We start from the raw sequence: 25,045 nt of genomic DNA, 5'->3' as shown, positions 1-25,045 counted from the left end.
TTTAATAGCCAGGATTTTGATTCCAAATACCACCAGCAAGATCAATTTCAACCTGAGGAATGGGAAACAACTCGTGTTTACCTGTAACAAATCCATTGATTCTGCTAGCAGCCTGACCTGTTCTTACCAAATCAAAGAATCTATAACCTTCCCCAGACAACTCAAACCTTCTTTCGTTGAGAATAGCTTGGTAAAGCGCGTCACCTGAGCTATTCACAGCAGGCATCGAAACCCTGCTTCTAACTTTATTCAATTCAGTTCTTGCCCTTCCATCATTTCCTGACCTTTGAAAAGACTCCGCAGCCATCAACAATACATCAGCCCATCTGATTACTCTATAATTCAAGGGGCTTGTAAGGTCATCATCAGGAAGCCCTCTTTCATTTAACCTTTTGATATACTTATTGTTGAAAAAACCTGTATGACCACCACCACCAATTGCATAGGTGATCTCTGAAGCATTTGGCTGTGCTGCAATGAACTCATCAAGATTCAAAGCTGTCGCATCTCGTCTGATATCACCATCTGCAAAAGAATCATACAAATCTTGAGTAGGCAGATTATAGCTATTGCCATCTGCATAGAGTGGGCCATTATATAATCTTATACTATGAAACCCTACTGCTGCATTTCCATTCAGACAAACCAAACAACCATAATCTCCACCTTGGAGTCCACTGAACTGAATTGTCAATACGTCCTCTGCTATATTTTGATTAGCTGCATAGAATAGTGTAGTATAATCCGAAAATAAACCATACCCACCCTGATTGTTATCTATTAACTCGCCCAAAACAGTAGCTGCTTCAGCATATTTGTTTTGATACAAAAGCGCCTTACCCAATAGTGCTTTTCCTGCACCACTTGTCAGTCTACCTGTTTCATTGACAGTAGCAGGAAGCACTGCAATGGCATCCCTTAAGTCTGACTCAATTTGCTGATAAATTTCAGCTTTTGGAGCCCTAGGGGTATTAGACACTTCATTGATAGACAACCTTCTATCTACGATCAAAGGCATATCTCCAAAATATGTCACCAAATTGAAATAGAAGTATGCACGCATCATTTTTGCTTCTGCAAGAATTAGATCCTTACCTGCAAAATCAAGATTATCTTGATTTTCGAAAATATAGTTAGCCCTTGCAATACCTGTATAATTCACTCGCATCACTGCTCTCAACTCTTCATTGACCCCGCCATGAGTCATACTTTCGATCTCATGAAGACCTCTACTGTCATTGACACTTTCTCCACCAGCTATAGAATTGTCAGATGCAATCTCACCTATCCACATATTCAGATATGCTGGCTGCATCATGTCATAAACCCCAATGATCGCCCTGTTAAAATCCTCTTCTGTATTGAAGAAGTTTTCTGCATCCTGGGTAAACTCAGGATCTATATCCAATAAACTGTCACATGCGGTAAATATCCATAAAGGCATGAATAGTAACCATTTATATGTATTTTTCATGATTTTTAAAATTTAATATTTAAACCTGCCATAAATGTGCGTGCCTGAGGATAAATCCCATTATCTACACCTGCAAAAAGTGGATTTCCTGATCCCACATCCGGATCAAATCCTTGATACCTTGTCAAGGTAACGAGGTTGTTGGCGGCTAAATAAAACCTGAAATATTGAATGCCAATTTTTTGGGAAATTGTATTTGGAATTGTATATCCAAGCTGAACATTTCTCAATCTCACAAAAGAACCATCTTCTACATAGAAATCTGAAAAAACAGTATTCCTAGTAGCTCCTGTAGTCAATCTTGGGACTTCATTTGAAGTGCCTGGACCTGTCCATCTGTCAATATTGTAAGCAAGCTGGTTTGCAAACGGCTGCTGTCTTTCATAATTTCGGATGATATCCTGCCCCAAAGCAGCATAAACATTCGCTCCTACGTCAAAACCTTTGAAATCAACATTAAAGTTGAAACCCATTATCATATTTGGAATTGGAGAACCAATCATGGTTCTGTCAGAATCATCTCCAAAATTGATTACTCCATCACCATTTTGATCGACAAATTTCAAGTCACCAGGCTGTGCACCTGGCTGGGCTACTGGACTGGAAGCAATTTCTTCCGCTGTTTGGAAAATACCATCTGTCTGATAACCCACAAAGTATCCTATTGGGAAACCTTTTTGGAATCTTGTAGCTACATTTCCGCCGACACTAAAGGCAGCTCCTGGGATAAATTCAAATCCTTCTGGCACAGCTGTAACTTCATTTTTCAAAAAAGTCACATTATAATCAAACCTGAAATTCACTCCTTCACTCCTATTGGTGCCATATCCTAGTTCCAATTCAAGTCCTCTATTCAACACATCACCTGCATTAATCACGGGAGGTGAACCACCTGGCCCATAAGAACCTAATAATGCTGAAACATCTGGCTGAAACAATAGGTCTTTCGTGTTTTTGATGAAATAGTTTGCTGTGAAATCTAAGCTATTGAACAATGAAAAATCCAAACCAATATTCGTTTGGTAGGTCGTTTCCCATTTCAAATCAGGATTACTAGTATTTCCAATAGCCGCACCATTGACGATCAAGTCATTGAAAACATAAGTAGCAGAACCATTCAGCAAACCACGATATCGAAACAAACCAATCTGATCATTTCCGGATACACCAAAACTGGTTCTTAGCTTCATGAAATCAATCGCCTTCACGTTGAAGAAAGACTCATCTGAAATCAACCAAGCACCTGAGATTGCGGGGAAATAACCGATTCTGTTGTTTGGCCCAAAATTGGTTGATCCGTCTCTTCTCAAGATTGCAGATACAAAGTAACGCTGCTTGTAATCATACTCACCTCTAACAAAAGCCGATGTAAGCCTTTGTCTGCTTTGGAATGACCCCACATTATTTAAGAAACCACCTGGAGCTTGATTTGCAGAGATATCTGCAAAATTCAAATCATTGTTAGGTATGTTGAAACCTGTGCCGTTTAGTCCTTCACTTCTGTTTCCTACCAAGGAAAGTCCAAACATTCCTTTCACTCTATGATCTTGACCAAAAGAATTCTCATAGTTCAAAAATGTTTCAAGATTGTAATCCAAAAAAGTATTTCTGGACTCAGACACACTTGCACCTCTCTCAATCTCTAAACCTCCCACATCTACCAATACCGGATCAAGGTTTTCATTTCTGGCAGAGTTGGCAAATTTACCAGGTCCATACCATACCAATGGGTTGAAAGTCTTGGAATCTACCATTGCGTAGTTGTACCCTACACGCCCAGTCCAAGTGAAATTGCTATTGATTTTGTACTCTATCTCTTCTTTACCTACAAGCTTATTTACATAATTGTTGTTGTAGGTATTCTCCATCTGAGCAATTGGATTGATAATGTCATTGACATTTTCCAAATAAGAGTACCTGTTTCCAACTCTGATAGTTTCTGTAGGATAGGCATTGATTGTGTTATAGAGAACCGAACCAATTCCACCTTGAGCTAATCCACTGCTTTCTTCTCTTGTAAACAATAATACATTTGTGAATTTCACTCTTGGAGCCAATTCAGTCGTAAAGTTGATTCTGGCATTGTAACGCTCAAAATTCGCCTTTGGACCTCCAACTATTCCTTCTTGCGCAAAATAAGAACCCCCAATCGAATAAGAGGTCTTTTGAGTCCCGCCTGTTACGGTCATATTATATTCTTGGATAGGTGCTTCTTGAAACACCGCATCCTGCCAATTTGTACCTTCACCCAAAGCGGTATTATTGAAAGGCAAAGCCTGTCCACCTGCTGCAAAAGCTTCATTTTTAAGAATTGCATATTCTCTTGCATTGAGCAAGTCTAGTTTTCTAGCTGTTTCCTGCACACCATAATAGGCATTAAAATCAAGTCTCGGTTTTGACCCTAGGCTACCCTTTTTAGTTTCGATCAAAATCACACCGTTGGCGGCCCTTACACCATAGATACCGGCCGTCCCATCTTTTAATACATTGACAGATTCAATGTCATTTGGGTTGAGCGCATTTAACCCAGCTGCATCGTAGATGACTCCATCTACCAAGATAAGCGGGTCATTGTCTCCAAAAGTACCTATACCTCTAATTCTGATATTAGAAGTTCCTCCAGGAGCACCGGAATTTGTTGTAATGTTTACACCGGCGATTTTCCCTTGAAGTGCCTGATCCACACGAGGCATATTCATCGCCTCAATCGCTTCACCTTTAACTTGTGACGTAGCACCTGTCAACTCCCTTTTAGTAGCAGAACCATAACCAATAACAACCACTTCATTCAAATTGGTTAGATCTTCTTCCAGAACTACATTGATTTCGCTACTACTTCCTACAGGTACAACTTGGGATTTGAAACCTATAAATGAAAAACGAAGCTCATCTCCTGTCGCAGCATTGATACTATAATTCCCATCAAGATCTGTGACAGTACCAACGGTTGAATTTACTTTGAGTACACTGACACCAGGAAGAGGAAATCCCGTTTCATCTGTAACCTTTCCCTTGGTTAGTGATGATTGAGCCCACACTCCATAACTCAGAGCAAAGGCAAAACACAGTAATAAAATTTTTCTCATTTGTTTTGGATTTATTGATAGTACAAGTAGTAAATATCTTTAATCAAATCAAAAATTAGCTATACATCATTAATACATCAACATGAAAAAAATCATTTCACAAAAACACTACATATAGATCAAAAATACCTTATAAATGAAAATTGAGGGCGTTTTTTTCTTACTAAAAAATGCAAAAATATTTTTACTGGAATACATCAACCAAAAATTATTATATTGCTTTGGTTAACAATTCAAACCCAAAATGAAAAAATATCCTGTATGTTTAGTTTTATTGCTGTTTGGCATAAATGGATTTGCCCAAAACTTAGGATTACCATTTTCAAAGTACTATTCAAGCCAAGACTATCAAGGCGGTATTCAAAATTATGCAATCGCTCAAAACAATGCTGGTATCATTTATGTCGCCAACAATTATGGACTTTTAGAACATGACGGAACCACATGGAGAAGACATGCTATTCCCAATGGTGCTAAAACAAGACATGTTCAGTTAGATCAAAAAGGTGTTGTGTATATTTCTGGTCAAGGTGATTTCGGATACTTTTCAGTAGATGATTTTGGCCAATTCGTATTCAATTCACTTAAATCAGAGCTCCCGGAAAAAGATCGAAATTTAGAGGAAGTGTGGAAAGTCTTTATTTCAAATACTGAAATCTACTTTTGCACATTCGAGAAAATTTTTGTTTTTGACGAGGAAAGAAGGTTCAAGTATAGCATTGAAAGTAAGACAAATTTTGAAAGTTTTCATTTCAGCAATAATCAGCTTTACATAAACGAATTTGGTGCTGGTCTGAAAAAATTACAAGATGGAAAATTTATAGATTTAATGAATTCTGATTTTTTTGGAGATAAATTAGTCACTGGAATAATTAAGGAAAGCACAGAAAAATACTTGATTTTCACAAGAGATGAAGGGGTGTTTCCTATCACGACAAATGGCATTCTGGACAATTCATGGAATGAAAGTAAAAACTGGAAAATCAACACTTCATTAATGCTTAGAAATGGCCAAATTGCAATAGGAACACAGCTAAATGGCTTGATGATTTTTGATTCCAATGGAAAGAAAATAATGCAATTGGACAAAAACAATGGGTTGGACAACAATTCCATCATTTCGCTATTTGAAGATCTGTCAGGAAACCTCTGGATTGGGCACAACAACGGGCTTACCATGGTGCAATTAGGCTTGCCATTTAGAAGAATCAATCAACACTCAGGACTGACAGGCACTGGCTATCATGGCACCTTTGAAAAAGGGAAAATCTATTATGGAACCAACAATGGTGTCTATTTTCAGGAAGAATTGAATAATAATTGGTCGGACATCAACTTGGTTCAAAATTCTACTGGTCAAGTCTATCAAATCAAGTCTATTCAAGGTGACCTATTGGTGGCTCACAATGATGGTGTCTTCGTAATAAAAGATAACGAAGCAGTGAGGATAGAAGGGCCATCGGGGATTTGGAACTTCCAGCTTTTGAAAAATCATCCTGATCTAATCCTGGTAGGCAGTTATTCAGGTCTGCATTTGTATCAAAAAACTCTTCAAGGCATAAAATATTTAAGGCAAATCAATGGTTTCAATGGATCAAGCAGGGTCATTGAGCAAGATGAAAAAGGAAACATCTGGGTTGCACATGGTTATAAAGGTGTCTATAGGTTGAAGTTGGATGAAGCAGTCCAAAATGCGGAAGTCGAATTTTTTGGGGCAGAATCAGGGTTATTCACAACCAACCTCAATAATGTCTGGAAGATAAACAATAGGTTAGTATTTACGACACAAGCAGGGATTTTTAGATTTGTAGAAAATGAAAAAAAATTCGAAAGAGACGATTTCTTTAAAAACTATTTTGAAGATGATTTTTTGATTCACTACTTGGTAGAAGACCAAATTGGGAACATATACTTCATTGGAGAAACAGAAATCGGTGTGTTAGAAAAAAATGTAGATGGTTCATACACTAAAACCTATCAAATATTCAATCAATTACTCCCACTTCTAAATGATGACTTACAAAACATTTCTGCGTTTCGGGGAAATGAAATACTATTTGGGGCGAATGGTGGATTTGTGCACTTTAATCTCAATGAAAACAATATCCATTCGACAAACTTCCCTACGTTGATTCGAGCTGTTTATTTGACGGGGCCTTCTGATTCATTGTTGTTCCATGGAAATTCTTATTCCGAAAACAAGCTAAACCTGCATCAGTCAAGAAACAGTATTCCCAAAATCCCATATAAAAAGGGCAATATCAGATTTGAAAGTACCAACCCTACTCCAAATAATGAAAAGGACTTGCGATTTCAATATTGGTTAGAGGGTCTTGAAAATGACTATGGTGAATGGGTCGATAAGCGAGAAAAAGCCTATACTAACCTAAGAGAAGGTAATTACACCTTTCATGTGCGTAGTAAGAATCTCTTTGACGAAATCAGTCCTGTGGCGAGTTATTCGTTTGTAATCTTACCTCCTTGGTACCGAAGCACCATCGCATACTTTCTTTACACCGTAATGGTGATTGCAGGTATTTATTTAAGCTACAGAACGATAGAAAAAAGGTATCAGAAAAAGGCTCAAAAATTAAAAACGGCCTCCCGAAGAGTCATCGAAGAAAAGGATTCTGAACTAAAAATCACACAAGAAGAGGTGGAAAAGTTGAGAACCGAAAAACTCAAACATGAAATTCAAATCAAGGACAAAGAACTCGCTACTGCTACCATGCATCTGATCACAAAGAATGGATTTATAGATCATATGAGGAGTAATTTGAATTCGATAATCAAAAAGAGCCGAAACCAAGAAGTGAAAAATGAACTTCAAAAAGTGATTAAAAACATAGAGAAAAATATTGCCGAAGATCACGATTGGGAACAATTTGAAATCCATTTTGATCAAGTTCACGGTGATTTTATGTCAAGATTCAAAAAAGAATTCAACACCCTGAGTCCCCAAGAAATCAAGCTAAGTGCATATTTGAGAATGAATCTTTCTACCAAAGAAATTGCATACTTAATGAATATCTCTATACGTGGTGTAGAGATAGCACGGTATAGACTCCGAAAAAAACTTAATCTTGATCGCTCAGAGAATCTTCAAGAATACATATTGAAGTTTTAAATCAACGGACAACTATCAAATATTTACAGAGTAGAAAAATCAATGCCGTAAAAAACACAATTATATTAATATGAAACTATGCATAAGCATTTTTAGGATTATGAGTATCCGCAATGTTACACCTTAGGTAAAAATAACTTTTTAAGTTGCGGATACTCGTCAGCAGACAACAGCCCACTGTAAACAGAGCCACAAATCGTTCATCCGACAATCTATCGTTTGGCTACGTGCAAGAAAATGGATAGTCATTTTTAGGATATAAAACCTATCCGAATTCAACTTTCAGTCATGCAAATTTCAGCAAAAAAATAATCTGCTTTACCTTAAAAAGTCGATAATTGAGACTAAATACCTCTACTAGATAACAATTTTGTGGTAGAAATTACATTTAACTTTTCTATGGCTTTGTTTTTGGCATGATGCCTAAATATCAAAACAAACCAACTTATGAAATCACAGATGGTGAAAACGAATCAAATTGAGTTCATTATCAGTCATCAGAGGTTCCATAGCTTGTCCCGACTATTCGGGGTAAGAATTTAAAAACTAAATAAAAACACATGAAAAGAATCATTTTAATCACCTTAGTTTCAGGATCCCTGATGGCATCCTGTGTATCCAAAAAGAAATATGTAGCACTTGAAAATGATTTGAACACGACATCATTTCACCTTGCTGAAACAAAATCAGAAAAGGAAAAGCTAGAAGAGGAAAACAGGATCTTGGAAGAGCGATTTGCCAGAATCGAGCAGAGAGTTGAGGAGTACAATGCCAAAATCAATTCTTTAAGAGAAACGAGCGATTCAAAATTCAGCTTGGATGGTGCTGTGCCAATGTCCAACAATAGTAGGAAAAAACTAGAAGCAACTTTAGCAAATGTTGATCCTGAAAAATTAGCAAATGCAAGAACGATGGAAGATTCGGTAAATTTGGCGATATCTTACAATTTAAAGAAATCAATATCGGATGGCTCTGCTGAAGAGAATGAAGATATCACAATAGATATAGACAAAACTGTTGTGATGATTTCAGTCTCTGACCGACTTTTGTTCAATACAGGAAGCTTTGTAGTTAGTAGAAACGCAGATGGACTCTTGAAAAAATTAGCCGAAGTCATCAATTCGGAACCTAGCATGGAAGTGATGATTGAAGGCCATACAGACCCAAGAAGTATCTCTACATCAGTTTTACAAGATAATTGGGACCTTAGTGTAAAGCGAGCTACTTCAATAGTAAGGGCTTTAGAGTCTAAATATAATGTGGCTCCAGAAAAACTAATCGCAGCTGGAAGAAGTAGTTATTCACCACTGGTAGACAACGACAGTGCTGAAAACATGGCCAAAAATAGAAGGACGAGAATCATCATTCTACCTGATTTGGACAAGTTTTTTGCTCTGATGGAATAAATTCTAAGTTCAATAACTTGAGATTTTAAATTGATCAATGACAAAAATTTAAATTTTCTAAATTCTAGATCGGATCCATCTCCTAAGATTTTGTCCGAACTTAGAACATTTAGCAATTGAGACACGAACACATTTAGAATCAATTAGCCTTTAGGATTCTGTTGAATGACAGATTTAATAGAATCCTAAAGGCTTAAAACTACATCTACTAACATTACATAAAGATTCACTAAAAGAGCTATTCATAAACAACTTCTTTTTTTATCTTATTTTTAATAAATTAGCTTTATGGAATCCAAAGATCACAAAAACTTTTTAAATGACCCTGAAGCTCTTTACGGCAAGTATTCCTATGCAGATTACCTATCATGGAATATTGAGGAAATGGTGGAGCTCATAAAAGGCAAAGTTTTCAGACAAGCCGCTGCCCCTAGAAGGATTCATCAAGAGGTTTCAGCTATTGTTTCAAACAAAATCTTCAATTTCCTTGAAAACAAAAAATGCAAAATATTCTCAGCCCCATTTGATGTTCGACTACCTGTTCACTCCAATCTGAATGAAGACATTTTCACTGTAGTACAACCTGATATCTGTGTAATCTATGACATGTAGAAGCTGGATGAAATGGGTTGTGTCGGAGCACCGGATCTGATCATTGAAATTCTCTCTCCTTCAAATAATCAAAAAAAATTGATCAACAAATATGAGGTCTATGAAGAAAGTGGTGTAAAGGAATATTGGATCATTCATCCTTCTGAAAAAACACTTTTCATATACACTTTGATCGAAGGAAAGTATATCCCTTCCAAACTTTACACCATGGGACACAAAGTGTCTTCGTCAGTCCTCAAAGGATTTGTATTGGACTTGGAGCAGGTTTTTGAGGGGTTGGGTGAGTAGAATTCGAAAATTTGAAAAAACACTCTTAAGTAATTGCCGTATAATCAAACTACGTATTTTCGGCACTATGAAAAAATCAATCTTACTATTACTTGTTTTTTTTTATTTACTCCCACTAAGAGCCCAAGACATGCTTTGGGGACTTCAGTTCAAAAGTGGCATTGCTACGCAAGATTTCCATGAAGTATCAGGAAGGTTGGTAGTACCCGAATTAGCTGTTTTCACCAATTATCAAGTTCCAAATTTACCTTTTGAAGTTGGCGTGAGCTTGGGTTTTGGACTTTATGGAACACAATTGGAAAAAAGAAATGACCTATACGTAGGTTTCAATGATGAACTTCGACTTAGAAGGAACAACAACACTTTGAGCATGGCCGGAGTATTTAGATTTTTTCCACAAGTCTATGGGAAGGTTTTTCCATTTATGGAAGCTCAAATAGGAGCTCTTTATGGCTACACCCGCTTCAAAATCAGGGAAGACGCATTTTCAGAACCTATCGAATTAGAAAGAGACATGGGGAATTGGACCAGGTTAAGTCAGCTAGGAGGTGGAGTGATGATTCCTTTGGGTAGTGAAATCAATGCAAACCTTGAACTTCGCTTGATGTATCAAAATACGGGAAGATTAGAATATCTTACAAAAGGCGATGTGAATTATGTTCCTGATCCTGACGGGCAAGTGAATGGTACTTTTGAATATTCCCCTCGAAGATCTACTTTCAATATGATTCAACCATCTATTGGATTAAGTTTCTATTTCGATTAATATTTTGGCATGGAGTTTGAAAAATAATTAATGAATCTAAACCAACTATACATATATAAAAAAACGGCCGGGGATTAATTTCCCAGGCCGTTTTTGTTTTATAGCCTTTACTCTTTGATTTTGACTTTGTAAAAAAGATTATAGTCACGTTCTACTTGTGGACTGATATTGTCATTGATATAAATAACCCCATTTTTGTCCAAAAACTCTACTGTCCCATTGACTGGAAGTTCATTGATAATACCAATCTGTTTTCCATTTTTAACTAAAATAAAATATGGCTTCACATATTGTTTAGATGCCTCTTTGTATTCTGGTGTGGTAAAGTATTGCTCAGAAAGCGCCTTAAGCTCAGATACTTTTGCTTCTGGAATAGTAGAGAAAAACTGAATAAGACAATAATCCCCTGCGTAAAGAACATTGCTAAAGGAAGGGAAATCAGAGTAATCCGCATTGGTGTCAGGTGAAATTGTGGGTGCTAGTTCTGGTCTCTTTGGATGTTGCAATTGAACTTCCCCCTTGAATGTGACTTCCTTTCCCAAATCGTAGAAAAAAACTTGAGATCCTTGAAGAGGTAACAATGCAAAAGATTTTTTGGAATCATGCAATGCTAGAAATGAAGTTTTTGAACCAACATACCTGTTGTTTACTCTTGGTTCCCAAGTAGGAGGAAATGACTCCAAAATTTCATTTTCTTGGGTTTCCAGGTTGTACCTATAAGTAGAACTAATTTTCTCGTAAAATTTTGTCCCAAGCACTGTAGGATCCATCTCTTCGTCAGAGAAAAAATTATGCTCTTCACCTATCATCATCATTTGATCACCATCCATGTAGGGATGAAAAGTTGTCCTATTTCTGTAGAGCATCATTCTATAAAGTTGATCTGTATTGTAAGGGACTTTTTTCACTTGCTTCCCCTCAAAATCATAAACAAAATATGAAGTAAAAAAACCTTGAGCCACAAACTTATCCTCTCCCAAAAACTTATATCCAAAAGCTCCATTCCCCCCGACTCCATCAGGACCATCATTTGATAAGGAATATTCTTTTAAAACTTCTCCCATTAAATCTGTCAAAAAGACATTCTTACTCTTGGCTACCAATAAGGCCTTTCCTGATTCCAGATTGACATCCTGAAGTGTCAGTGGCGATAATTCATCTACGATCAAGGAATCAATCAATTCTAGCACGACAAGATCTGAAGGATTTGATTCGGTTTGCTGCTCACTCCCAGAGCAAGCTATAAAAAGTGGTGCTATTAATAAAACAACTAAATAATAAAGATTTTTCATTTTGTCTTTGGATGATTAATTCACAGCTACATCAGTAAGGAATTCGTAATAACAAAGGCCTACTTTTACTCCGTCAAACCAAAACATTGTCTATTAAGGCAGTACAATTTGAAGATCCACGAAAATCTTACTGATATAATTGTGAGTTGTAAAATAAAATTAAACTAATCATTAGTGTCAAAAAACTGACTTTATATGACCTATAATAAAAAAAATTATAGATTTTTTTCACCACTTAGTTTATGGGCAAAAGTGCATTATTGAACTTTTGCTTTTTTCACTTTCCTCCACAAGAATACAGGTAGTCCAAGGAAAACACCTACCACACTGAACACCAATCCTCCAATCGTACCAATCGCCAGCGAGAACCAGAACACTTCATTTTGTCCTTCAACAACAAAAGGAATCAAACCAAAACAAGTCGATAAAATGGTCAGCATGATTGGGATCGCTTTGCCTGCTGCTGACTTGATGACATTTCTATTGTAGTTGACTGGGCTTCCGGATTTTCTGTTGTTCAAATCATTGACAATAAATATTGCTGCATTCACAGCCAAACCACCCAGCATCACAAATGCTGCCCAACCTCCCTGATCGTAATAGAAATCGAACAGTGAAAAGATCAAAAACAACCCGATAAATGAAAGTGGAATAATGGCTATGATGTAAAAAGGCTGCCGAAGATTTTCAAACAAAACAGCAGTGATAAAAAATACACCAATAATCAGAATCCCCATCAAACCATATTGTCTCTTGGCTTTTCCATAACCCCAAGACCAAGTCTGTTTGCTTGCAGAATACCCAATTGGCATTGAAGTCTTCATTTCTTCCAATATTTCGTCCAGATATTCTTCCCCAAACTTTCTTGACCCCATATATTCAAAAGCAACAGACCTGATATACTGTCTATCTTCTTTATGAAGCGCATTTGTAGTAAACTCCTTATTTAGCGTACCAAAATTACTTACTTTAAAAATATTATCTTCTCCTGTAATCAAACTATTTTCTTCCAAATCGAACTTTGAAAAACTACTGGAATTGTTTTCTCTAACTACTACGCCATAGTTTTTCTCGTCCAAGGCAACATATGCCGATGGACCAGACGGCTTTGATACATCATTGAGAGAATTGATCAGTTGATATTGATTTACGCCTCCCAATGCAAGGCTTGATTGATCCAATCTCAACACATACTCTTCTGTCTTGGATTCATTATAACTCAACCTTTCATTGGTATTCACTTCTTGGATTCTTTTGTGCTGAAGAAGCTTCTCGGCAAGGACTTCAGATTGCTTCTCAAGTTCATCAAAATTGTATCCTTTCATGGTGACATTGAAAGATGGAATACCTTCACCACCTCCACCTGTGTAGAATCCTTGTCCAACTCCATAAATGTTCCATCTGGCACCTGACCAATCAGTAGATTTGACAGATAATCTTCCCTTTAACTGATATGGGAGAGCTGATTTTTCATAAGCCTCCTTGAATGTAATTGTGATATTTGCAGATTGGCCAGATTGGACATATGTCACGAACTGATCTATCCCTTCCACTCCTTTCAGGAAGACTTCAAACTCCCGCATAATGAAATCCATCTGATCTAAAGTGTTTCCAAATGGCAATCTTGCCGAAACATATAGCCTGGTTTTTTCAGCCTCCCGATAGGCTGATTTCTCATAAACTCCCCTTACAAACATTCTCAAGGAACCTCCAAGTGCTTTGTCCACATAAGGCCTGATATCTTCTTGATAAAGCGTAGAGCCAATTGTTTTGTTATACCATTCTTGCCCTTCCCATTTTGCAGGTAGGAAAAACACTGGAAGTCCAAAAAGCAAGACCAATAATGTAACAAAGGTCTTTCTGTATTTGGCAGTAAAGGCAATACTTTTACTATAAATCCTGAAGGCCTTTACTCTTTTTCTCAACTGGGTAACAGTCAAAACCCTTCCTTTTTGGCCTTTATTCCCAAACAAAACTGCATACATAGCAGGTGTAAAAAGCAAAGCTACAACAAGAGAAACTCCCAACATGGTTGCCACTACAATTGAGAATTCTGTTAGATTCTTCCTATCCTCTTCTGGGAGAAAAAACACGATCATCAAAGCAGCTATAGTCGTCAAGGAGGCAGCCAATAGAGCCAAAAACACTTTTCGATTTCTATGTTTGTGCAAATGATCTATCATGATAATGGCATTATCCACTATCAATCCAAAAGAAATCGTCAACCCAGCGAGTGAGTAAAGATGAATATCAACTTTGAGAAAATAAAGGATAATCCCAGTTACACTCAAATTGATCACAATGCCCAAAAACAGAATACTTAGATACTTCAGGTTTCTATTGATGATAAAAATAAATACAATCAAAATCAGAATAGAAAGCCCAGACCGCTTGTAGATTTTATTCAATTCCTTTTCTAAATATTCCGTATCATCATTCTCCAACCTTACTTCAAAGCCAGCAGGCAAAAGTGGTTTAGAATCTTCAATTGCTTTTTTGATGTTTTGAGCTAAAAGCACTTTGTTGACTCCATCCCTATTGATGACCGAAAGTGTAACTGAGTTGTTTCCATTGATTCGGTAATAGCTATTGGCTTCAGCTTCTTCGAGGGTCAATTTGGCTACATCCTTCAGGTAGATTTCACTTCCTTCCCTGGTCGTTAAGAGAAGATTCTCAATTTGATCAATAGTAGATAAAGACCGATCCACTTGGATAAAAAGTGTCTCTCCTCTATTGTTGACAAGTGATCCTGGAAAATTCCTTCCAAATGAAGAGGATATTGCTGAGTTGATATCTGACCTTGTAAGTTTTAGTGCTTGTAGCTTTTTGATATCATAAGTGACATATAGCTGAAGGTCATTTGCTCCTCGAATATTCACTTCCTCAATTTCTTCAAATCTATTGAGGGAAGATTTGAGCACATCCTCTGCGATTTTTTTGATTTCGAATGAAGCAAATGGCCCATTAATACTGTAAGTAAGAATTGGAGTCTTTTGATCCGATCTCCGAGCTTCACTTTGTGTGACCAATGGATAACTCACATTTTGATCTAAAGAAGGATAAACTTGACGGATAATGGAAGCGACTTCAAATTTTTTGAACTCCATATCAGTTTCTTTATCAAACCGAAGTGTGATAGAGCCTTGGTTGTAGTTTGAAATCGAATTGACCTTCTTGAGCTCTGCAAGTTGGGACAATGCCCCTTCTAATGGGGAGGTTGCGAGCTTTTCGACCAATTCGGGGGAAGATCTCTGAACAGAATAACTCACCGTAAGCACGGGTTGCTTTTCTCTTGGATTGAGATCTACAGATAGCTTTGGAACCAAGGCAAAGCCAATGATGGCCAAAACAATAAATGATATAATAATTCTAAATGGAGTCATAATTGTCTATTCCTTTTCCTTGACACTTACTTTTCCACCCATAAACCAGTAAGCCAAAGGCACAAAATACAATGCCGTAAATGTACCGATCGTCAGTCCTCCAATAACAGAAAACACCAAAGGCCGCTGAAGATCTGCACCAAGACCTGAGCTAAACACTACCGGCAATAACGCCAATATTGTGGTGATAGAAGTCATCAAGATTGGCTTCAGCCTAATTTCCCCAGCCTCATATAGGGATTTATCCAAGATTGTTTTTTCATCCAAATCAGTATTCTCCGAATACCTGATTCTCAACCTGTTCACTGTATCTATTTTCAAGATGGCATCATTCACCATGATACCGAGCATTACTACCAAACCAATTGCCGACATGACATTCAGGGAAGTTCCTGTCAAAAGCAAAACGATAAAAGCTCCACCAATCCCAAGCGGCAGGGTGAAAATCACTATCAAAGGCTGGATAAAACTCTCAAATTGTGCAGAAAGGATAAAATATAGCAACAGAACAGCAATCATCAGAATACTGACCAATTGACTGATGGTTTCACGGTCTTTGAAATATTGGCCAAAGAAACTGATACCCAAGTTTTTTTCAGCTCCCCAAAGATTGATTTCACTGTTGAACTGGGTTGGGTTTTTATCATTCAACAATACGGATTGAAAAATCCCTCCTTTGTCAGCGGTGACATATTTGTAGTGATTTTCGTAATCAAAACTGATGAAATTATTCAAAGCATATTCATTTCCATCTTTGCCAATAATATTGCTTGTCCTCAAGATTTGTTCAAAATCGGAGCGTTCGCCTTTCATTCTAATCGGTGTGATTTCACCAAATCGCTTGATCTCAGTGATTGAAAAAGTCCCGAATAGCTTTTGAACCTGATCCTGAACAGCGGAGGATTCTATTCCATAAAGTGCCATTTTTGCTCCATCCAGCCTGAAGATAACCGAAGCTTCTTTTTGTAGACCAGGACCTCTCTCAAAATCTTGAGTAGGAAATTCAGCTAGCCAAGTATCCATCTTAGCTTCTTCCACTGGACGCTTTGTGCCCAGATCCTTCCATCTTACCTCATAATATGGGAGATTGGAAGCAAAAAGCTGATCAAAAGCATTTGGAGCATCCATAATGTTCAAATTCGCATCTGGAAAATTCTCTAGAAGCAAATTTCTCAACCTTTCCATTTCGGATGATTTTTTTTCTTGTGTTTCAAACAAGAAATAGACACTAGCTTGCTGGATGGAGTTTTCACCATCAAAAAGCAAAAATTGCCTCACCCCAACATCCGATTCCGCTTTCAAGTAATCTCCATCCAAAGATTGGAGTATGCTCAGAAGTCTATCTCTATTCTGCTCCACTCCTATGGGTTCATTCCAATCTACCTCAACCAATGCATCAAATTTCTCAATCGGTGGAAGTCCCTCTGTATTTAGCAATTGACTTACCAGCAAAGCCAAAGGAATGAAAATCAAAAATATGATAAAACTTAGTCCACGTCTTCTGAAAATTATTTGATAAAGTTTCTTATAGCCTCTCAAAACCACCCCAAAGAACTTGCTGTCTTCCTTTGCCAATTCTTCAGCAGATTTGTTTCTGAAAAAGAAATGATAAAGCATCGGTAAAAGAATAAATGCTACCAAAAGAGATACAAACAAAATCGCCGCGACAGATACTGCCTGATCATAAAACAAAGCGCCTGAAATCCCACTTAGGAAAATCAATGGAATAAATACCGCCAAAGTTGTCAAAACAGAACTGATCAAAGCGGACATCACTTCATTTACTCCTTGCACACATGCTTCGAATATCTCTAATCCCTCTTTTCTTTTCCTTGTGATATTGTCCAATACAATGATGGAGTTATCTATCAACATCCCTAGACCCAAAGCTAAGCCACTGAGAGAAATGACATTGATGGAAATATCGAAAAAGTAGAAAACCAGAAAACTGATAACGAGGGAAGATGGCAAACTGATTCCAATGATTACGGGTGTTCTATAATTTCCCATAAAAATAAACAACACTCCAAAAGCGAAAAGACCTCCAAACAAAAGTGATGTTTGGAGATTGCTGATCCCTGCATTGAGCAATGTTGATTGATCTTGTGTCAAGTCAAATTCAACCTGAGGGTAATCATTTTTGAAAAACTCCAGAGACTCATAGATCAAAGGCATCATTTCGTTCATTTTGGCTGAAGCCTGTTTGTGAACTGTAATCACCAAACCTTCTTCTGTACCAAAATAATGATAGCCAAGCACATCTTTGTTTTCATACTGCACTTTTGCTACACGGCCTAAATCCACGGTAAGACCAGCATCATTGGTCACCGGAAGACGCATAATATCATCAGGAGTATCTACCCTTGTAGCCAATCTCAAATAATATCTAAACTGTCCATCTTCTACACTGATCCCTGGCAACTCTTCGTTACCGAAGCGAATCGCACGGATAACATTCTCCTCAGTCATCCCCAAAGCCCTTAGCGCAGGTTTATCTGGCGTAACGGTGATACTCCTTTCCTTTTTTCCATTGATATCTACCAAAGAAACCCCTTGCAATTGCTCCAACCTTTTTTTCAAAACATTTTCTGCAAGCAAACTTACCTCAGTGTAATCAATTCCTTCCTTTGGTATTACCTGAACTCGAGCAACTGGAATATCATTAGTATTGATTCGAATTACTTGGGGTCGATCCAAGTCTGAAGGAAGTGAATTGGTGATTCTATCTATTTTTTCATTGACATCAATGTATGCCAGCTCCATCTTAGTACCGTAATCAAATGTCAGCCTGATTGTACCAACCTCACTGCCGGATTTGCTATCCATATCTTCGAGGCCATTGAGCGTCATCAATTCATCCCGAATTCTTGCCAGAACATTTTGCTCTATTGCTTCTGGCGAGGCATTGGGATAATTGACCTTGATGACTATCTGAGGTACATCTATTGGCGGAAGAAGTGAAATGGGCAATGTCCTAAAAACAATGATACTGAATACCATCAATGCCAAAAAAGTCATCAAAACCGCAATAGGCCTCGCTAATAAAAATCTAACCATAGCGATTAATCTTTAACAATTTGGATGGGTGCCTGATGTGCAAGCTGCAAATTATTGGTGGTAATCACAGTGTTGTCAGCTTCGATTCCTGAAAGAATCTCTACTTCTTTTCCATTGTCTTTGCCTACTTCGACATAGTTCCACTTTGATTCATTATTTTCTATTGTAAATACCACAGCCCTACTTGATCTATAAACCAAAGCTTGTTTTGGAATAACGATACTGTTCGTTTGGGGTGCTCTGATAATTGCTCTTGCATTCATTCCTGGCAACAACCCTTTTGATCCACTCACTAGAAGACTGACTTGAACCAATCCATTTTCATCAACTTTGGGATTGATACTTCTGACTGTACCAGTAACTTCGATATTGGAACTACTTACTGGATAAACTTCCGCTTTTTGGCCAATGGAAATCAAGTTGATATCAGATTCCAAAACCTTCACTTTCAATTCCAATGTGTTGGTGTTAATGATCTCCATAAAATCCTCACCACTGGATACAAGACTACCTTTTTTGATTTTCAAATCAGCAACACGTCCCGAAATCGGCGCTTTGATCGTTGACTTTTCAATCTCAAGTTCAGCTTCTTTCAAGTCAATTTCAGCTGAAAACAGACCACTTTTTGACTTCAATTGATCGACGAGGTTTGTTTTTCTTTCATTATCTTCAGATTCCATAATGGAACTAAAACTCAATATGTCTGAATCGTAATTCACCTGTGAATTTTTCAAGGCAATTTTGGCTTTTTCCAGTCTGAATTTGGCTTCAGAATCATCCAGCTTTGCCAAGACGGTACCTTTTTCTACAAAATCCCCTTCCTTAACATTGAGCTCACTAAGGATTCCTTGTCGCTGGGTTACGATCTTCACCTGATCCATGGCATCAATTTTACCAGTAGCATTGATGAGGTAATCAAAAGTTCTCTTTTCAGCTTTCGCAACCCTCACCGGAGTCGCAGCGACTTCACCTCTAAAGGATTCTGATGGGATTTCTTGGCTTTCTTTTTTCTCCTCTTCACAGGATAAAGTTGTGACCAAAAGCACAGCCACGATAAAAAACAGTCTAAATTGCTTCATATATATCAGGAATGATCTATTTAGCCAACAATAAACTAATTTATTAAATAAGATCAAAACAGCATGATGTTAAAAAATGAAAAAATGTGATGAAGTATAAGTCTAGCCAATATTTTTTCCGGAATGAAATGTTTAAACAGAAAACAAATAAATCTTTTCTATCAAAAAAAACTAAATGCATTTTTAAAAGGAAAATTTCCTATTTTAAGACCTGCCAATTATCTTTCAGTAAAAAACAATTGTATGGCTAAGATCTTTTTCTCAATCTTTCTGGGACTACTCATTTCATTTAATGTTTTTTCCCAGACACCTTGTAATCCTCATCCTCTTTTCAATATGTTACCACAACATAGTATCTCCGGTTGTGAAGAAAAAGAGTATGACAAAATCAAAATTGACTTTACAGATAAAGATGGTACTTGGGTACAATACGAGAAAGCTGGATATTTTCTAAAAACCTATTACAGCTTTGATGGAGACTGGGAAAAAAGACCTTCTAATGCGATGATTTTTCAAAACTACATCCAAGCAGTAGCTTCCAAAGGTGGGACTGTAATCAATGAATCTAAATCCACTGTTTTTTTAACTCTGAAATCAGGAGGAGCAACTTGGTGGATAGCGATAAATAGTGATCAAAGTGGCACTTTCTCTGTAAGCACCGTTATAGAAGAAACAATGAATCAATATATTGTACTTTCCGCAGAGGATATTGCCCGCGAAATCAAGGCCAATGGAAAGGCTGCTTTTTACGGGATTTACTTCGATACAGACAAAGCAGAGATCAAACCGGAATCAAAAGAAACACTGGAAAATATCGCTAAGTATCTAACCCAAAATCCGAAAGTAAATGTTTATTTCGTAGGACATACCGACAATACTGGTACACATGAACATAACCAAAAGCTCTCCGAGGAAAGAGCCAGATCTGTAGTAAAGGAACTGACAAGCAATTATAATATACCTACTTCGAGAATCAGTGCTTATGGTGTAGCATCATTGTCACCTGTGGCTAGTAACACATCCGAAGAAGGAAAAAGTAAAAACAGACGAGTGGAAATGGTCTTAAAATAAGCTACATGAATTAGCGTCTATATTTGGTTTTTTGAGAAAAGAGAAAAAACAGGAATATTGATTTCAACCTTGATTAAATTCAATAATCTGTAATTTTTCAATTTTCTCAATCTTTTATCCATACAATCCATGTTATCTTTTCCTTATCAATTTGAAGTGAATCAGAAAGAAACCAAATATTATTCCTACCTTTGCACCTTAATTCAAATTTACAATGCAAAGTATTCGGAATATCGCGATTATCGCACACGTTGACCACGGCAAGACCACTCTCGTGGACAAAATCATTCATCTCTCTAAAATCTTCCGTGAGAACCAACAGTTTGACGATCTTATCCTTGACAACAATGACTTGGAAAGAGAAAGGGGTATCACAATTCTTTCTAAGAACGTATCCGTAAGATATAAAGACACCAAAATCAATATTATTGATACTCCAGGTCACGCAGACTTTGGTGGTGAAGTGGAAAGAGTTTTGAAAATGGCTGATGGGGTTATCCTATTGGTTGATGCCTTTGAAGGCCCTATGCCACAGACAAGATTCGTATTGGGCAAAGCCCTAGCACTTGGATTGACTCCAATTGTGGTAGTCAACAAAGTGGATAAAGAAAACTGTCGTCCTGACGAAGTTCAGGAATCTGTCTTCGAATTGATGTTCAATTTGGACGCTACAGAAGAGCAGTTGGAATTCCAGACCCTTTACGGTTCTGCCAAAAACAACTGGATGGGTCCAGATTGGAAAAACCCTACTGATACCATCATTCCACTTTTGGATGCTATCATAGACCATATTCCGGCGCCAAAAATCGACGAAGGTACGCTACAAATGCAAATCACTTCCCTTGATTACTCTAACTTCGTAGGTCGTATAGCCATCGGTAGAGTAAAAAGAGGTTCCATCAAAGAAGGATCTCAATTGACTTTGTGCAAGGCGGATGGTGTTTTCAAAAAAGTAAAAGTAAAAGAACTTCATGTATTTGAAGGTCTAGGAAAAAATAAAGTAACTGAAGTAGTAGCAGGAGACATTTGTGCTGTAACTGGTATTGATGATTTCGAAATCGGTGATACACTTGCTGATCTTGAAAATCCAGAAGCGCTACCAAGAATCTCTATAGATGAGCCTACTATGAACATGCTCTTCACGATCAACAACTCTCCTTTCTTTGGTAAAGAAGGAAAATTTGTGACTTCCCGTCACTTGAGAGACAGATTGATGAAGGAAATGGAGAAAAACTTGGCTTTGAGAGTTGAATCTACAGATTCTGAAGACAAATTCTTGGTTTACGGACGTGGCATTCTTCACTTGTCAGTTTTGATCGAGACGATGAGAAGAGAAGGTTACGAGCTACAAGTTGGACAGCCTCAAGTGATCTACAAAGAAATTGACGGTGTAAAACATGAACCAATTGAAGTATTGGTAGTGGATGTACCTGAGACGACTGCAGGAAAAGTAATCGAATTGGCTACACAAAGAAAAGGTGAACTCCTTGTAATGGAGCCAAAAGGTGATTTACAACATTTGGAATTCAGAATCCCTTCAAGAGGTTTGATCGGATTGAGAAACAATGTACTGACAGCTACACAAGGTGAAGCAATCATGAACCATAGATTCTCAGCTTACGAGCCATTCAAAGGATCGATCCCTGAAAGAAACAATGGTTCATTGATCTCTATGGAAGGTGGACAGTGTACCGCTTATGCTATTGACAAATTGCAGGACAGAGGCACATTCTTCGTTGAGCCAGGAGAAGAGTTATACACAGGTCAAGTTATCGGCGAAAATTCCCGTGACAATGACATCGTGGTAAACGTTCAGAAAGGTAAAAAACTAACCAACATGAGAGCTTCAGGTTCTGATGACAACGTTAGGATTCAGCCTGCCAAAAAATTCTCTTTGGAAGAAGCTATGGAATACATCCAAAAGGATGAATACCTAGAAATCACTCCAAAGTCCATCAGAATGAGAAAAATCTATTTGGACGAAGGTGAGAGAACAAGAATGGCGAAGAAAGAAGCTTAAAATTTGTACAAAGTACAATGTACGATGTACCAAGACTAGACCCCGAAGGTTTTCGAAACCTTTGGGGTCTTTTTTTGACCTTTGAGGTTTCCAAAAACCTCGAAGGTCTCCTTTTCATCAGAAGACTAGACCTGCCAGGTTTTGAAAACTTGGCAGGTCTTAATGTAAAAGATGAAAAGTCACGACCTTTACCTTAAATCCTTCCTGCTTAAATTCATCTTCTTGGGATAGCATGACCAAAAGTGCTTCTTTTTTATCAAAAAACTTCATGGCCTCCCAAAGTCCGTTCAACTCCCTTTATAGGTTTTCTGAATTGAGATCACAGCAAACTTACACCAACTCTGCCAATCCTTCCATATCAAAAACTACAAAGTCACAACACTAGTATTGTTTAGTAAACAATAAAACGAAATCAAGATTAATTATGATACTCAATTAAACTCATATACATCAAAAACCACCTCATCTTCATTAATTCCCTCATAAAAAGGATTGGTGCGGGAAAGGTAAAGTCCTTTTTCACCAACAAATGATTTATAAGGGTAATGAATTTTTCCGGGAAATCTTTTTTCTGCCAATAGATTGAAATCCTTATCCAAAACAATGATGCTGAAATCATTTTTTAAATGAGGAAATTGATCTTCTAAATCGTCTTCATCCATATCTCTTCCAATATTGACAAACCTATAATAAACTTCTCTATAGGCATCATAAAAAATGTATGAATATGTTGTTTGGGAAACGCGTTCTTGGATTTGAATATCTTTTGGCAGATTACTCCCAGAAGTATATTTCAAAGGCTTTGCAAATTCACTTTTGGCATTTACTGATTTAATCAAATCCATATTTTCATCAAAAACCAACAAAGAGTCCATTCCTGACCATGAATATATCCACAAATCACCTTGTCTGATTCTTGAAAAATTTCCCAAATCCATAGGCCATGATTTCCCTTCATAAAAACTTGGCAGTCTTATTTTATCAATCAAAGTCACTTCATTCTTAACCAAATCGACTTCTACAGCAGGTCGGAAAGCTTCCATCGCTTCTGGGGAACTTAAAAAACCATTCAAACTCATGTCTGAAAAATGCAATTTGCCTTTTTCATAAATAGTCGGATTGGCAGATCTTGAATAATGATTAACCATACTTTTCATTATTGCTTGTGGACTACTTCTGTCAACTTTTTGAGGATTGAACTGCGTCAATATCTCTCCATTTCCATTGATCAATGAAATCCCATTTAATAACATCTGATTAAATAAGAAAATAGAATCTGAATTATGATACCAAAACCCATACAATGCTCGAATAGGAAATTTTTCTTCTTTTTGGATTACTGTTCTTTTTACTTTTTCTCCGGATATCAAATCATAAAAATCAAAAGAAAAATTAACCTTGTTCATCACAAGTAGCATTTCTTGCCCTGAATCTTGGATCACCTGAAACTCTGGAAAATTAAAATCAGACAAGGTATCAATCTCTAATTTGACTTGACCAACTTCAGTAAAACTATTGGTATAAACTTTACCAATAGAATCGGCTCCTTTGTCAGAGCACGCGATTAGACAAGGGAACATGATAAGGAGTAGAAGATTTCTCATAACATAAATTGAGTGAGCAATCAACTAAGTTAATAAAAATTACAAACTAAGCAATTATTCTTCACTTATTTTTCTTTTAGTGCTTTTAGCTTATTATAAACCATTTCTGTCTTTTCTTTCTTTTTGAAATTTACATATACCACTTCTTGGTCTTTGGTACTGATCATTACAAAAGGCCCATGGTAACTATGTAGGAGCAAGCGACACTTCCCTTGACCTTCTATCCTGAAAAAACCCTTTCGAATCGGTCCAAACCCAAGACCATTTGTTCGGGCTTTGACGGAAGGCATTTTGTTGATCAAAGAAACTGTTTCAATTTTTGAAATCACTATCTCTGTACCATACATTCCAGAAAATGTCACACGATCGTCGTTGAGTTCATAGCTGGAAGGTATAAGACCATAGCCAACACTTCCTAAAGCAAAAACTAAAATCACTATTGTGAACACGCTCTTTAATTTGGATTTAACCAACCCGCCCTCGTTTTGGTCGAATTTTTTTGCTCTAAAAACCAAAAAAAACACCCCTATCAAAATCACTCCCGGAATAAAATATCCCAACAAGACATCCTGGCCTGCCCACTTCAAACCATGATAACCAATAATCACGACCATGCCCATTAAAACAAGCCCATTGCGCATAAAAGTAGATAATCCTTCTACATCTACATTGTCTTTTTGCTTCTGCGACATGGTGTTGTACCCTGCGATCAAATTCGGAAAAGCTTTCACCAAAAAGCCAATCCCTATCAAAAACAATCCTGTAATGATCATAACATCA

14 protein-coding genes and 1 pseudogene are annotated in these 25,045 nt (G+C 37.3%); 7 read left to right on the top strand and 8 right to left on the bottom strand.

All coding sequences use genetic code 11. From position 1 onward, the window contains the following. Position 1: 1 nt before the first annotated feature. Positions 2-1,474, bottom strand: a complete 1,473-nt coding sequence (locus MM236_RS14075) for a RagB/SusD family nutrient uptake outer membrane protein (protein ID WP_241275627.1) — start codon at positions 1,472-1,474, stop codon at positions 2-4. Between the two features lie 5 nt (positions 1,475-1,479). Beyond that, entirely contained in the window at positions 1,480-4,560 is a 3,081-nt protein-coding gene (locus tag MM236_RS14070) for a SusC/RagA family TonB-linked outer membrane protein (RefSeq protein ID WP_241275626.1), read from the bottom strand. 244 nt (positions 4,561-4,804) lie between these two features. Here MM236_RS14070 and MM236_RS14065 point away from each other — a divergent pair, with 244 nt between their 5' ends. The 4 genes and pseudogenes from MM236_RS14065 to MM236_RS14050 all read left to right on the top strand — a co-directional run bounded on the left by MM236_RS14065 (position 4,805) and on the right by MM236_RS14050 (position 10,759). After that, positions 4,805-7,687 (top strand): triple tyrosine motif-containing protein, encoded by a 2,883-nt coding sequence (locus tag MM236_RS14065; protein ID WP_241275625.1) that lies wholly within the window; start codon positions 4,805-4,807, stop codon positions 7,685-7,687. Between the two features lie 560 nt (positions 7,688-8,247). Continuing rightward, the gene (locus MM236_RS14060) at positions 8,248-9,093 is read left to right on the top strand and encodes an OmpA/MotB family protein (RefSeq protein ID WP_241275624.1); all 846 of its coding nucleotides are present in this window, start codon (positions 8,248-8,250) and stop codon (positions 9,091-9,093) included. A 288-nt stretch (positions 9,094-9,381) separates the two neighbouring features. Continuing rightward, positions 9,382-9,993 (top strand): annotated as a pseudogene (locus tag MM236_RS14055) (Uma2 family endonuclease). A gap of 67 nt (positions 9,994-10,060) precedes the next feature. Beyond that, the gene (locus MM236_RS14050; protein WP_241275623.1) at positions 10,061-10,759 is read left to right on the top strand and encodes a hypothetical protein; all 699 of its coding nucleotides are present in this window, start codon (positions 10,061-10,063) and stop codon (positions 10,757-10,759) included. Positions 10,760-10,866: 107 nt separating this feature from the next. On the opposite strand, the gene MM236_RS14045 is transcribed toward MM236_RS14050, so the two are convergent. The 4 genes from MM236_RS14045 to MM236_RS14030 form a co-directional block, all read right to left on the bottom strand. Further along, positions 10,867-12,051, bottom strand: coding sequence for a hypothetical protein (locus MM236_RS14045; RefSeq protein ID WP_241275622.1), 1,185 nt, complete (start codon positions 12,049-12,051; stop codon positions 10,867-10,869). Between the two features lie 257 nt (positions 12,052-12,308). After that, on the bottom strand, positions 12,309-15,434 hold the full coding sequence (locus MM236_RS14040) for an efflux RND transporter permease subunit (RefSeq protein ID WP_241275621.1): 3,126 nt from the start codon (positions 15,432-15,434) through the stop codon (positions 12,309-12,311). 6 nt (positions 15,435-15,440) lie between these two features. Further along, positions 15,441-18,491: an efflux RND transporter permease subunit gene (locus MM236_RS14035; protein WP_241275620.1), complete on the bottom strand. Its 3,051-nt coding sequence runs from the start codon at positions 18,489-18,491 to the stop codon at positions 15,441-15,443. A gap of 5 nt (positions 18,492-18,496) precedes the next feature. Further along, complete coding sequence (locus tag MM236_RS14030) at positions 18,497-19,570, bottom strand: efflux RND transporter periplasmic adaptor subunit (protein WP_241275619.1); 1,074 nt, start codon at positions 19,568-19,570, stop codon at positions 18,497-18,499. Between the two features lie 243 nt (positions 19,571-19,813). Between MM236_RS14030 and MM236_RS14025 the strand changes: the two genes are divergently transcribed. From MM236_RS14025 to MM236_RS14015, 3 genes are all read left to right on the top strand, one after another. Beyond that, positions 19,814-20,641 (top strand): OmpA family protein, encoded by an 828-nt coding sequence (locus MM236_RS14025; RefSeq protein ID WP_241275618.1) that lies wholly within the window; start codon positions 19,814-19,816, stop codon positions 20,639-20,641. A gap of 214 nt (positions 20,642-20,855) precedes the next feature. Next, positions 20,856-22,661, top strand: coding sequence for a translational GTPase TypA (typA, locus tag MM236_RS14020; RefSeq protein WP_241275617.1), 1,806 nt, complete (start codon positions 20,856-20,858; stop codon positions 22,659-22,661). A 17-nt stretch (positions 22,662-22,678) separates the two neighbouring features. Next, the gene (locus MM236_RS14015) at positions 22,679-22,858 is read left to right on the top strand and encodes a hypothetical protein (RefSeq protein WP_241275616.1); all 180 of its coding nucleotides are present in this window, start codon (positions 22,679-22,681) and stop codon (positions 22,856-22,858) included. Positions 22,859-23,092: 234 nt separating this feature from the next. Here the strand turns inward: MM236_RS14015 and MM236_RS14010 are convergent, their stop codons facing one another. Continuing rightward, positions 23,093-24,265: a DUF4221 family protein gene (locus MM236_RS14010; RefSeq protein WP_241275615.1), complete on the bottom strand. Its 1,173-nt coding sequence runs from the start codon at positions 24,263-24,265 to the stop codon at positions 23,093-23,095. A 65-nt stretch (positions 24,266-24,330) separates the two neighbouring features. Next, on the bottom strand, positions 24,331-25,038 hold the full coding sequence (locus MM236_RS14005; RefSeq protein WP_241275614.1) for a DUF3784 domain-containing protein: 708 nt from the start codon (positions 25,036-25,038) through the stop codon (positions 24,331-24,333). Between the last annotated feature and the right edge of the window lie 7 nt (positions 25,039-25,045).

It is taken from the genome of Belliella calami (genome assembly GCF_022549695.1).
GTDB classification, from domain to species: Bacteria; Bacteroidota; Bacteroidia; order Cytophagales; family Cyclobacteriaceae; genus Belliella; species Belliella calami.
Note: the sequence above shows the minus strand (reverse complement) of the source record. Positions and strands in the feature narration are given on the sequence as shown.